Raw genomic sequence first — 12,995 nt, 5'->3', positions numbered from 1 at the left:
ACCTCTCAAAGTGAGTTAACGATCACTACTCGTTCATCTCTACTCGATTCAAGACAAAAACTCCCAAGCTACCTTCACTAGCTTTCGTTAAGAACGTTCCACCATTCGTTCTCTCTCTCTAAACGTCGGACTAGTTACTCCTCTTGATCAACATCTTGACTCATTTTACAATGGTTAGTAGCCAAAGTCAATAAAAGCTCTTGATGAATCGCTGTTCGATTCACATAAAAACGCCACTTTTGCACGATCTTCCCACTTAGTTTTTACTTGGAAGGAAAGACTTGCGAATAATTTTCATCAAAATAGATCAACGTCTGTAGTTCAGTTGTCAGATCGATGTATTGCATATGGACATGTGGCGGAACGTTGACACGATCTGGTGCAAAGTTCAAGATCGCAGTAATGCCTCCTTTGACGATTTCGTCGATGGCTGCTTGTGAATACTTACTTGGAACAGTTGATATCGCCACTTTGATTCCTTCTTTTTCAACGATTTCACTAAAGCGATCCATAGGATAAACCATCACACCTTCGATTTCTTTTCCGACGATGGCTGGATCATTGTCAAATACACAAACAATATTCAAATTTGCATTTCTTCTGAAATTGTTGTGTTTCAATGCTTTTCCTAAATTCCCAAAACCAACTAAAGCGATTCTTTTTTCTTCCTCTGTGTTCAAAATTCGATCAAATACTTCAATCAAATAGGGAACATCGTACCCATAACCGCTTCGTCCTAATTCTCCTAAATGAGAAAAATCTCTGCGGATCGTGGCAGAAGGTACTTGTGTGATCTCACTAAATTCATTTGATTTGATTCGTTGAACACCAGAATCATTCAACATATTTAAATAGCGCAAATATAAAGGCAACCGTTTCGCTGTTGCTTTGGGTAACGTTTCTGATTTTTCTCGCATATCGTTTCTCCTTGTTAATCATTTCACATAATTTTAGTTTAGCATGGAACAAGGAACCTCGCAATAGGAGGAAACTTAACTCCATGAAAAACAAGAAAAATAAGGTACCATCCACAAAATTTGACATACAATTTTCGTGGATGGCGCCTTATTTCTCGAGGCTAAACAATTGTCTCGTCCTCTTTCACGTGTCTACTTCTTGAGTCTGGATCTTTTATTACGAGTGATCGACTCGTACAAGAAGTACAAGTTCCTTCGTTTAAAGTAAATCAGAAAATTCTTCTACTTGTTCTTTTGCTGTTTCTGTGTGGATCGTTTCGATCTTTAAGCCTGCCAAAGCACGTTCGATCATCCCATCGATATCCAAACGTTCTTCGTATTGATGCACTTTTTCTAGTCGTGGACGAGTCTTAGGCTGTGGCGGTGCAAAAATCGTGCAGCAGTCTTCAAATGGTTGAATGGACAAATCAAACGTATCGATTTGTTCAGCCACTTCGATGATCTCTAATTTATCCATCGTCGCTACAGGACGAATGATCGGTGTATTCGTGACCTCATTGATTGCCACCATACTTTGGAGTGTTTGGGAAGCCACCTGTCCTAATGATTCACCATTTAAAATCACTAGTCCATGACGAATACGGCGGATCTCATCTGTCAAACGAAGCATCATCCGACGTGTGATCGTCATCCAGTAGCCTTGGGGCACCACTCGTTTGATCTCTTCTTGCACTTCTGTAAACGGTACTTCGATAAATTCGATTTTACCAACATAGGGTGTCAGCTTCACTGTTAAGTCTTTCGCTTTTTGCAAGGCTTGTTCACTCGTGTAAGGTGGACTAGCAAAGTGGACAGCTTCAATTTCTACCCCACGTTTCATGGCATAATAACCGGCAACTGGAGAATCGATCCCTCCAGAAAGCATCAACATACCTTTTCCGCTTGTACCGACAGGCAGACCGCCAGCTCCTTTGATCGTTTCATAGGAAAGATAAGCCCCATCGCGGCGGATTTCCACACGCAACGCAATATCTGGCTTTCTCATTTGTACTTGGATATCCGGAAAAACATCGATGACTGCATTTCCTAATGCTTGGTTTAGTTCATTGCTGTCCAATTCAAAGCTATGATCACTACGTTTTGCAATGATCTTGAATGTTTCTTTTCCTGTATAGATTTCTTGCATGATTTCCTGAACCGCTTGTTTTAAACTTTGTACTTCTTTTTCTACTCGTACGCTAGGTGAAAAGTTTTGGATCCCAAATATCTTCGCTAACTTAGGGATAACTATGTCTCCGTCTACACCATTCAACAGTAGATGCATCCGATCACGCTCTGCGTGGATCTTGATTTCAGGAAAATCGCTCAATGCCTGTCTGACATTTTGTGCCAACTGCATAATAAAACTTCGACGATTTTTTCCTTTTGTTGAAAGTTCACCATAGCGAACCATGATTTCACTGTACTTCACAAAAACACTCCTCTGTTTCTTAATTGATGACTGAAAATTTCTTGTACAACTGTTTAAAGATGATCATGAATTGTTCGACTTCTGCCATCGTATTGCTTTCATCTAAGCTGACGCGAATCGCTGAAGTAGCTAAATCATTGGGTACTTGCATCGCATGCAGCGTACTACTTGCCATGTGCTTTCTAGAAGAACAAGCGCTTGTCGTAGAGACAAATATTTGTTTTTCTTCTAATGCATGGACCAATACCTCACCACGAATACCTTTTAATGAAAAGCACAAAATATGGGGTGCGTAATCTTCACCTTCAGAAAAAATCGTTACTTTATCATACGTATGTAAAGCTTCAATCAATGCTTGTTTAAGATAGGCAGTTTGGTTTGGTTTTTGTGCTTTAATATCTAGAGATAAACGCAGCGCTTTTGCCATCGCGACGATCCCCGGCACATTCTCTGTTCCACTCCGTTGATTTTTCTCTTGTCCGCCTCCAGTGAACAGCGGTGCTAAACGTCGGCCTTTTTTCCAATAAACAAAACCAACACCACGAGGCCCGTGGAATTTATGGGCAGAAAAAGTGGCAAAATCCACACGTTCTGTCAACCATTCCTCTAAAGGAACTTTACCAATCGCTTGTACCGCATCCACATGGAAATGGATTTTAGGAAAATCATTTAAAAAACTACTGATTTCTTTGATTGGTTGAATCGCACCTACTTCATTATTCACTGCCATAACGGAAACCAAAATTGTTTCTTTACGTACTAATTTTTTCAACTCATCTACGCGGACGATCCCTCTTTTATCGACAGGAGCAATACTCACTTCGATACCGAGTTTTTTTAACTGCTCAGCTGTTTCACTGACAGCAGGATGTTCAACGCCTGATATGATCATGTGGTTACCGTAACCTAGTTTTTCAAGCATCGTTCCTTTAAGCACCCAGTTATTTCCTTCTGTTCCACCTGACGTGAAATACACTTCTTCCGCAGACACAGCAATCAGTTCAGCGATTTGTTTTCTCGCTTGTTGTAGCAGACGGTTCGCCTGATTGCCTAAATCGTGTAGACTTGATGGATTCCCGATGATCCGTTGACTTGTTTTGACATACGTATCCAAACTTTGCGGATAGATCGGTGTTGTCGCACTATTATCGAAATATATCATATTTAAACCTTCTTTTTTTGAAATTCTTACCTATTATAACGGTTGTCCCTTGTGCTTTCAAGTGGCGTTTTCTCCGAGTTGGACTCTATAAAAAATCGCTCGAATCAATGTATTCCCTGCCCAACAGTTACTCATCAATGACTTCCAAAAAAAGACAACACTCGGCACTTGCCTGTGTTGTCTTTTTTGATCGCAGGATTATACTAAATCAGGATGATTGAAGTAAAAATCTTCGATTCGTTTGAATGCACCTGGTTCTGTGCGCTCTAATGCTGTGCCGATCTCATCCAAAGCCTCTTGATAGTGATATTCTTTATTGAATAAGTAATAACTCTTTTCAATGGCTTCTTTCACTTCTTCATGTGTGTGACGGTAACGGTTCGCATATTGCAACATTTGTTCGGTTAATGCTGCTGCATCCACTAGATCGTGGGTTTTCTTATCGAGTAACTCTAGATCTTCTTCACATAATGCTACAAGACGTTCGACCTCATCCATGTTGACTCTGATTTTATTCAACACAGTACTCAATTCTTCGATACGTTCTGTTGCCACAAAGAAAAACTCTAGATAATCATTTGGCAAACCTGGTAAACGTTGTTTTTCAACAAACCGTTTAAGGCTGCGCAATTTAAATTCGAATGTGTCGATTTTTTCTTGCGCTTCTTTTTCACCTTTTCTTAGTTCGTGTAAAGAATCGCTGATTTCAACCTGTTGGTTTTCAATATCTTCTAATACTTTGAAGACTTTCTTATAGAACGTTCTTACTTCTGAGTAAGGCACTTCATGTTGTTGTAACTGTGGTTTGATTTGTTCGTTTTGACGTTCGATTTCTTCCACTTCTGTTTGGAAACCACGTACACGCCCGATTTCGTTATGGTTCAATGTATAACTTTGAGCGGTATGATCTAATTCGATCAATAATTGACGATTGTTTTTCGTCGCATGTTTAATATATTGTTCGATCGTTGCTTGATTTTTAGTCACAAATACTTGTGCTTCCATCTCACGTTCTAAAATATCGTATAATGCATCAATCAGATTAGCCGTTTCACGATTTTCAAATTCAACAGTTTCAACTTCCGTTTTCTCAATATTGATCAACGAACGTTCGATTCGACGATTGATCGTTTCGATATCGCCAGACAGGCTTTCTTCTGGAAAAACATACTCCTCTTTGATTAAGCGGTCATAGGTCTCTTGAATCTCTTCCACTTGCGCCGGGAAAGTCGTATTCAAATCTTCAAATAATGGCGGGATTTTTTTCATTAACGCATCCACTTCATACGTGTGTTTTTCCGCTTTATCCAGCACTTCACGGGCTTCAACTGGATCACCTGAAGTATTTAACGTAACAAATTGTGTAAACTCATTTTCAATCGTTTTCACTTGCTTCTGTAACTCAGGTAAAGCTGGACCGTATTGCTGTTCTTCTTCTCGGATCGTTGCTTTTAGTTCCTCATAAACGTCTAAAGCTTGTTGAACAGCTAAGGAATTACGTTCTTCTGTTTCACGCAATTCTTTTAAGCCGTCACGAATCTCCGCAACTTCTTTTTCCATTTGGTTCATGGTTGCTTCGGCTTCTTCTACTGCTTTTTTCCCTTTTAAGAATCTAAAGCTCTCGTTGAGATTTTCAACTTCAAAGATCTGACTTTCTAACTCGGCAAATGATGAGGTAGAGATGTCATTCCATTTTTGACTCCATTCACGAAAGGTATTTTGGCTTTGCCCCACTAGATGCATTTTTTTGACATCATCAACTTCTTCAATCACAGGCAAGTCGAATAATTCTTCCTTGCGTTTTTCTAAGACGTCCAATCGATCTTGGTTTTTTTTCTTCATTACGTAACTAACCAAAAAAGCCAGAATGGCGACTATAATGATTGCAATGACGATCCCGATGATAACATTATTTCCCATTTAAGGTTCCTCCGTTTTCAATATGCATCTACTGTCTCTATTTGTTTGTGATCAGACGAATCTGATTTGCATAACATTGTAAATACGTCTTTCGTGCAAAAAGACATCTATTTTATATTATAACATACTATGTTCAGTCATACACTACCTACATAAAAAATCTTTTTTGCTATCTTTCTACCAACTAAAATGAGAAGACCTTATCAAAGACTCGTTGAAGAATTTTCTTCGGCAAACTTTACTCGCTCTGCCTTCTTCATTTGTTCATTGATTTCCTTTGCGATCCTTTCTTCAGGTGCATAATCCTTTTGCCAATTGTCTGGCTTCAATACTTTGTTTGTAACAGGATCGTAGTGAGGTTTTCCATCTGGAAACAGTTTTCCCATATTCGCTTGATGGACAATATCAAAAATCCTCGTAGGATCAACGCCCAGCAAAGAAAAAGAGCCATACGTAAAATAAAGCAAATCAGTCAGCGCATCTACTTGCTCAACGAGACTTTCCTCTCCCCAATTTTGTTTTGTGAGAATCTTTTTTTCTGCTTGATCAAGTGCATCATGCAAATATTGGACGGAATCATGCAATTTTTTTGCATCACCGTCACTGGCTGCTGCCACAAATTCAACTAACTCTTCGATTTTAAAACCCGCTCGGTCATCGGCATGTTTTTTTGTAAATGCAGTGGGTCGCTCTGGTATTCTTGGATCGAACGTCCGATGGAATCGTTCTACTTTTTGATAAGGTGTTTCTGGCTCCATAACGATTTTAGTCCTCCTAACTGACACACATTCAATCAACTATCCCAAAATGCTTCAAACCTATATAAATACCATCTGCTTCATTCGAAGCCGTGACAAAATCAGCTTGCTGCTTCACACCAGTTGGCGCATTGCCCATTGCAACACCAATTCCAACTCCTTTTAGCATTTCAACATCATTGTAATGATCGCCAAACGCCATGATTTCGGACAATGCAATTCCTTTATTTGTCGCAAATTGTTGGATTCCTAACAATTTGGACCCTCCTTTAGGAATAATATCGACCGTATAAGGATTGGAACGTTGGAACGAACACTCTGGGAATCGTTGGTCAAGCTTTTCTTGCTCAGATGTTTGGCTCAATAAAATACATTGATAAATCGGCTCGTTTAAGATCGCTAATGTTTCATATCGTTTTCGTTGCCGATGGGGACTGAACACTTGCAAGATTTTTTTCAATAGACGTACAGGGAATTTTTTGGGTAAGTGATTGACGATTTTTTTGATGATGATCGATTGTCCTAGCATCATTGTCGTTGAACCATCTAGTTGATCTCGCCCACCAAAAATGATTTGTCGGTGATGGGCATCCGAAAAGTGGACGATATCCGCTAATACTGTTTTATCAAAAGGATGGTCGACGATCGTTTGATCACGGTCAAAGACTAATTGACCATTATAGACGACGAACATGTCTAGTTCAAGTTCATCGATCACTTCTTTGATTCTTACAGGGCTGCGCCCAGTGGCAACACCGCATAATATGCCCTTTTTTTGTAGTTGATCAATCGCATATTTAGTTGAAGCCAACGCTTTTGCTTGGTTGTTGACTAATGTGCCATCGATATCAAAAAAAACTGCTTTGATCATGTCGTTCCATCACCTCTTCCGATTATTATTTAGTAAAAATTTCTAGTTGAACAGTTTCATTTCTTATTGGTAAGGCGTGCTTGCTACTTTTTATATAGAGTGGTTACAAAAGCCAGGTCTTCAAAACAAATCGATTTGTTTTGGGTTAAGCTCATCTGGTTCGATCCCTAAGATTTTTTGTAATGCCAAAGCATTTTCAGCCGCATCTCCACCAGAGTTATTATTGAAGATCACCCCAACATGTTTTGTTGCACCGTCTACTTTTTTGATGGCTGCTGCTAATTCCTGTAATTCTTCTTCAGAATAGCGATACAACGTTCTTTTTTTACGCCAATCCTGATCATTTGCTTGCCAACCTTGCTCATTTCTTCCATGGAAACGGAAAAGGGTAAAATCCGTATTTGTCACATAAGGATCGAAAGGAATCGTCGTATTCAATAATTGTGGTTCATCAATGATTGCTAAGGAAAACATTGCACGAGTCATAAACTGTCTCGTGCGTGACAGAAATTGGTCGCTGTACCAAGAATAGTCACGTAACTCAATAGCTACCGGATAGCCATTGAACCATTTTCTTAGTTTTCTTAAATAGGCAACATTTTCTTTGGTGCATTTAAATGAAGCAGGGAATTGAACTAAAAAACAAAAGAGTTTACCTGACTCGCTCATCGGTGCCATCACATCTAAAAAGCGTTCAATCATCTCTTCTTCGGATTGATAATACTTCTGCCAGTCGCCTTGACCACTGATTCCTTGGTAAGCTTTCATCACGAAGCGAAAAGATGCTGGTACTTCATTCACCCACTTCTCCACAGATGACTTTCTTGGTATACCATAATAGGCGGTATCTAATTCGACTAATGAAAGGACACTCGCATAATCGTAAAGAGTATTATTCTTTTTTCCTGTTAATTTTTCATGTTCTTTAAATGAAGTCAAGCCAATTTTGATCACGACGAATCACTTCCATTCGTTTAAATTCATTTTATCTTTGTTCCCAAATTGTTCTGTTTGATTCATTCATAGCAAAACTCTTTTATATAGTATACAATAAGCTAGAAACCCTATGCAAAATTATTCGTGAGGAAGTTCTGAAAATGAAAAAAATTCTTATCTTACACACAGGCGGCACAATCGCCATGAAAGAAAATTCTTTAACAGGTGGTGTGAGTCCAGATGTGGCTAACCCACTATTAGATGCAGAAGTAACGATTCCAGAAAATGTTGATTTGATCATGGAAGATATCTTTAATCTTCCTTCCCCGCACATCATGCCTAAACATATGTTACAACTTAAAGAAAGAATCAATCAAGCCGTTCTTTCTGACATCCAAGGTGTCGTGATCACGCATGGGACAGATACGTTGGAAGAAACAGCATTTTTTCTAGACTCAACGATTGGTGATAAATTACCGATCGTCTTAACAGGAGCGATGCGTTCAAGTAATGAGTTAGGTAGCGATGGTCTATATAATTTTGAAAGTGCGATTCGGGTAGCAAGTTGTGATGAAGCAAAAGACAAAGGTGTTTTGGTCGTGATGAACGATGAGATCCACTCAGCACGCTATGTCACTAAAACCCACACGACTAATGTTGCTACTTTTCGTACTCCTACGTTAGGACCAATCGGTTTGATCACTAAAAATCGTATATTGTTTATGCAAGAATTACTTGAAGCGCAAAGACTAGATATCGCATCAGTCAAAGGAACGATCCCAATCGTCAAAGCCTATGCGGGTATGCAAGGTGATTTATTAGAAGCACTTGCCCATTCGAAAGTCGACGGTCTGGTCATTGAAGCTTTAGGCGCTGGGAACCTGCCTCCGCAGGCATTAACAGCATTAAAGAAACTCTTGATACAAAAAATACCAGTAGTCTTGGTTTCTCGTTGTTTCAACGGAATCGCTGAACCCGTCTATGATTACGAAGGTGGCGGAAAAGAACTCGCAAGTATGGGCGTTATTTTTTGTAATAGTATCAATAGCCAAAAAGCTAGAATAAAACTTTTGATTGCCATTAACGGTGGCTTGTCAGAAGAACAGTTGATCAAATTTATGACACAATAGAAATCAAATTGAGTAATACAGGGCTTGCTCGCCTCTTCATATGGAAAACTCAATAGACGCTACAATCACATCATTGTTAAACGGAGTTCCAAATGAAACTCCTTTGGAAATAAGCGCGAAAAAACCAAAAATTGGAAGAACAATTTTCGGTTTTTCGCGCTTATTTATCGAAGCAAAATATCTCACAATCTTATCTCACTCGATTTATTTTGTTTCTTCATTTTTCTCCCATAAGATATTCGCTGCACAATAAAGTTGCTCTTGCATTCTGATCTCATGTCTCGTTTTTACCTCTGTTCCAGACACCGTTTGTTCATAATGACTCTCGATCTCATTGCCATATTCAACTTCTTTATCAAAACGGATCAACACATGTTTAGGTGTATGTGTTGTCAAAAAATCGTAACCTAAAACATCAATGATCCAGTTGAAGTACATCGCATTGTTCACATGTTGATTGCTGTCAATATCATAAAATCGCACACGATATGGCAACATCAAGCCTGATTCGATTGGCTCGATTTTTTCTTGTCGTTTGATTTTCTTGATTTTTTCACTTTCAAAAGGTGCAATGATTTCTTCATTCACACTACTCATCTTACGGTTCACTAGATCCATCAAAACAAATACTGATTCGATTTCAACTAATTCATTTCCTTCCTCATCATGAATCCAAAAATTACGATAACAAAAGAATTTATTATACTGCATCGCTTGTGTGGTAACATCGATTTTTTCACCGACATGAGGCAAGCGATTGATGTTCATCGAATAGTTCGTGATTACCCAAGTCAAGCCAAAGCTACTGACAAAGTCGGTTCCTCGGCCTAAATGATCACTTTGTTCTTCCGAAGTCTTGATGACCACACCCAGCATGGACGGAAAAGTCATTGTTTTGTTGATATCACATTCATAATAAGATACTTCATGTTTTTTTGTATATTTTTGTGCCAAAAGAAAACCTCCAATTACTTCTTCATTAATATATGATCGACCTGTGTCCCATAACTCTCTCCAAACATATTGAGATGCGCCAACAAGTAATAGAGTTGATAGAGTGGCAAACGACTCTCCCAGCCCTCTTCCAATGGCCAGCTTTCTTGGTAAGCTTCCAGGAATTCAGGACGAAAGCCACCGAACAACTGACTCATCGCAATATCTTGCTCGCGATTCCCATAAGAAACTGCTGGATCGATAAACACTGGTCTTCCTTGCTTATCATAGAAAACATTACCACTCCATAAATCTCCATGCAAGAGGCTAGGCGTAATCTTCCGATGATCGTCACGATTTAGTAGTTCTTTTTTTAACCGTTGATACTCTTTTTCACGTGTTTCATTCCATCGATTGTTTTTCTCCGCTATGTCGATTTGAGCCTCCAAGCGATTTTTGAAAAAGAAGGTCCACCAATCTTCTTCAAATGTATTGAGCTGTGATAAACTCCCTAGATAATTGTCCTTGCGAAAACCAAACTGTGGTGCAGTTGAACGATGGATTTTTACTAAGTCTTTTGCCAGTTCTCGAGGATCACCTTTCCCTGGTTCGATCCATTCCATCAATAGATAGGCACCTTCATTTGTTTCGCCTAACATATAAGTTTCAGGTACTCGTACATGTGGTGCAAGCTCTTTCAGACCATCCACTTCTGCTTCAAAAAAGCGTTTGGTCACATGAGGATGGATTTTTAGAAAATAGGATTTTTGCTGTTCATCAATTCGATAGTTTTGATTCACATCTCCCCCAGTAATCGGTATCACTTTACCACTCAAACGAATCTCTGTTAACACTTCTTGGATATCCATTTTCACTCCTCCTTGCTATTTCACAAGATCGATGATTAATCGATCAAGTACGCCCGCAACAACTCCTATATCATTTTAAAGTATAACACAGGTATTTATAAAATCCTGAAATCAAGAAATCAACAAAAAACAGATACAGAAAACTATCAAGTCTCTGTATCTGTTTTGATTGATATTGAAATTAAGCTAATGCCCCCATTGGGTCCCAAGGAGCTAATAAAATTGGTTCAGCATTAAGTGCGGCTAGCTGTTCTTCCGTCAATAAATCTTTGCGGACAACGATTTGATACGTATATTCATCCATCCACTCGTCACTCATCACAAAGAATCCTTTATCTCCGACTTTTTCTCCCCAGCTATTTTCGACTTTCCATTTCGTTGATTTTCCATCAACTAAATCGACACCAGTCAAGACCATCGCGTGAGTCATCAAACTTTCGCCATGATCCAAACGCTCCGCTTTCGTCATAGAAAAATCTAAATCAAATAATTCATCCATCTCATAAACGTCTGTTGCCATGATGCCGCTATCTCTTGTAGAAGATTGACCAACATCACACCCAAACCACACAGATTCTCCTTGTTCCAATTGAGCAATCGCTAAATTTTTGAACGTTGTCATATCGACATTAAGATATTTGACTTCTTTTCCTCCCACAACATTCCCTAACATTTCAACCGTATAAGAGCGATCATACGGTTTGTCTGCGGTCGGTGCATTGATGATACTTACATAATCATCCAAATTTACACCTATATATTTATCGTAAAACATTTGTGGAGTCAATTGTTGATCGATATGGTAATTTTTTTCTTCATCTCGATACTCAAAATCAAATTCAGTTGGTGGCGTACCTAAAGAAGTTGTTAGAAATTGATAGATCCCAGCTAACATCTTTTCTTTTTCTACTTGGATCTCTTCATTTGTTTTTCCTTCTGCCACTAATTGACGTAGTTTTACGGCGTCTTTACGCAATAATTTATTTAAGTAGTTATTCAAATCACGAGAATTTGAGCTATTCGCGCTTTCTGGCATCACTGATTTTGGTACGACACCATATTTTTGGAATAATGATACGATCATATCCCATTGTCCACCATCTTGTTGGGGAACAGCCAGTAAAAAAGCGACTTTACGACTGTCTAATGCTTCATTACCAGTTGCAAGAATATTTTCATAAAAATAGTTTGCTTTCTCGTATTTATCCCAAAAGAAAGTATAATTTTGTGATAATTCAAATTCCTTTAAGTGGAATTGATTCAACAATTTGTGACGGAATGTATTCAACGCCGCAAACATCCAGCAACGGCCAGATTGTTTTTGGTTTGAGACTTTTCCAGTCGCTAGATCTACAGAAAATACCGGGGTGTTTTTTGTATGTGAAGCAATATTTTCTGCTGAAGCTGTGATCCCATTCTTTACAACAGCATTTTGTAAGGCTTGTTGCTTTTTATTCGTTTGAAATTGATCGGCAAATTTTTTTGTCATATCTGGTGTAATTGCGTTCATTTAATCATCCTTCCCGATTGAAAATATATCTCCATTTTACTCTTTAACCCTTTGAATTACAACGTGCTATTCTGAAAATTCAGAACAATCATGCGATTCAATCTGCGTATTTCCATTGAAAAACAAAAAAAGTCTAGGAGAACTCTCCTAGACTTTTTGTATTACTCCGGCAGTAGGACTCGAACCTACGACATCATGATTAACAGTCATGCGCTACTACCAACTGAGCTATGCCGGAATCAAATTACATAAATATAATATCAATTTTCATCATATAACGCAATACTTTTTTTCAATTTTTCAAATAATCACTAATTAACCATCGTTATTTTATATTTGTGAAAAACAACTCAATTTCTTTTAAAGGTCGTCTGTTCATAGAGAAAAGTTATTGACAAATGACTATAAATTAGTTATCCTATTTAGGTAGTAAAAATGCCGCTTTAGCTCAGCTGGTAGAGCGCTTCCATGGTAAGGAAGAGGTCGACGGTTCAAGCCCGTCAAGTGGCTTTGTAGAG

At 38.6% G+C, this 12,995-nt stretch carries 11 protein-coding genes, 2 tRNA genes and 1 other annotated feature (1 of these 14 cut by a window edge); of the genes, 2 read left to right on the top strand and 11 right to left on the bottom strand.

Annotated features, from left to right (window positions below; translation table 11 throughout):
• Nucleotides 1–160: a binding site (T-box leader), on the bottom strand; it reaches 53 nt to the left of the window's first position.
• A 103-nt stretch (nt 161–263) separates the two neighbouring features.
• The 7 genes from IGJ49_RS03495 to IGJ49_RS03465 all read right to left on the bottom strand — a co-directional run bounded on the left by IGJ49_RS03495 (nt 264) and on the right by IGJ49_RS03465 (nt 8,053).
• On the bottom strand, nt 264–917 hold the full coding sequence (locus IGJ49_RS03495) for a redox-sensing transcriptional repressor Rex (RefSeq protein ID WP_010736081.1): 654 nt from the start codon (nt 915–917) through the stop codon (nt 264–266).
• Between the two features lie 259 nt (nt 918–1,176).
• Nucleotides 1,177–2,388, bottom strand: coding sequence for a tRNA uracil 4-sulfurtransferase ThiI (gene thiI / locus IGJ49_RS03490; protein WP_010736082.1), 1,212 nt, complete (start codon nt 2,386–2,388; stop codon nt 1,177–1,179).
• Nucleotides 2,389–2,407: 19 nt separating this feature from the next.
• Entirely contained in the window at nt 2,408–3,550 is a 1,143-nt protein-coding gene (locus IGJ49_RS03485; protein ID WP_375152134.1) for a cysteine desulfurase family protein, read from the bottom strand.
• A gap of 198 nt (nt 3,551–3,748) precedes the next feature.
• Nucleotides 3,749–5,470 carry a septation ring formation regulator EzrA gene (locus IGJ49_RS03480; protein WP_023519257.1) on the bottom strand — a complete coding sequence of 574 codons (1,722 nt, stop codon included), beginning with the start codon at nt 5,468–5,470 and terminating at the stop codon, nt 3,749–3,751.
• Nucleotides 5,471–5,673: 203 nt separating this feature from the next.
• Nucleotides 5,674–6,228 carry an HAD family hydrolase gene (locus IGJ49_RS03475; RefSeq protein ID WP_062805564.1) on the bottom strand — a complete coding sequence of 185 codons (555 nt, stop codon included), beginning with the start codon at nt 6,226–6,228 and terminating at the stop codon, nt 5,674–5,676.
• Nucleotides 6,229–6,259: 31 nt separating this feature from the next.
• Nucleotides 6,260–7,099 carry a Cof-type HAD-IIB family hydrolase gene (locus IGJ49_RS03470; RefSeq protein ID WP_010736086.1) on the bottom strand — a complete coding sequence of 280 codons (840 nt, stop codon included), beginning with the start codon at nt 7,097–7,099 and terminating at the stop codon, nt 6,260–6,262.
• Nucleotides 7,100–7,219: 120 nt separating this feature from the next.
• Nucleotides 7,220–8,053, bottom strand: a complete 834-nt coding sequence (locus IGJ49_RS03465; RefSeq protein WP_023519255.1) for a DUF72 domain-containing protein — start codon at nt 8,051–8,053, stop codon at nt 7,220–7,222.
• A gap of 143 nt (nt 8,054–8,196) precedes the next feature.
• On the opposite strand from IGJ49_RS03465, the gene IGJ49_RS03460 reads away from it, so the two are divergent.
• Nucleotides 8,197–9,165 (top strand): asparaginase, encoded by a 969-nt coding sequence (locus IGJ49_RS03460; protein WP_010736088.1) that lies wholly within the window; start codon nt 8,197–8,199, stop codon nt 9,163–9,165.
• A gap of 204 nt (nt 9,166–9,369) precedes the next feature.
• On the opposite strand, the gene IGJ49_RS03455 is transcribed toward IGJ49_RS03460, so the two are convergent.
• The 4 genes from IGJ49_RS03455 to IGJ49_RS03440 all read right to left on the bottom strand — a co-directional run bounded on the left by IGJ49_RS03455 (nt 9,370) and on the right by IGJ49_RS03440 (nt 12,715).
• A complete protein-coding gene (locus IGJ49_RS03455; RefSeq protein WP_010736089.1) occupies nt 9,370–10,119 on the bottom strand; it encodes an acyl-ACP thioesterase domain-containing protein in 750 nt (249 codons plus the stop codon).
• A 14-nt stretch (nt 10,120–10,133) separates the two neighbouring features.
• Complete coding sequence (locus IGJ49_RS03450; protein ID WP_023519253.1) at nt 10,134–10,967, bottom strand: fructosamine kinase family protein; 834 nt, start codon at nt 10,965–10,967, stop codon at nt 10,134–10,136.
• Between the two features lie 181 nt (nt 10,968–11,148).
• Nucleotides 11,149–12,477 (bottom strand): aminopeptidase C, encoded by a 1,329-nt coding sequence (locus IGJ49_RS03445; protein WP_375152133.1) that lies wholly within the window; start codon nt 12,475–12,477, stop codon nt 11,149–11,151.
• 164 nt (nt 12,478–12,641) lie between these two features.
• A tRNA-Asn gene (locus IGJ49_RS03440) sits at nt 12,642–12,715 on the bottom strand.
• Nucleotides 12,716–12,914: 199 nt separating this feature from the next.
• Between IGJ49_RS03440 and IGJ49_RS03435 the strand changes: the two genes are divergently transcribed.
• A tRNA-Thr gene (locus tag IGJ49_RS03435) sits at nt 12,915–12,987 on the top strand.
• Nucleotides 12,988–12,995 lie beyond the last annotated feature (8 nt).

The organism is Enterococcus sp. AZ171 (assembly GCF_051714005.1).
Classification (GTDB): domain Bacteria; phylum Bacillota; class Bacilli; order Lactobacillales; family Enterococcaceae; genus Enterococcus_B; species Enterococcus_B pernyi.
The sequence above is the reverse complement of the archived record's forward strand: the minus strand, read 5'-3'. Positions and strand labels throughout refer to the sequence as shown.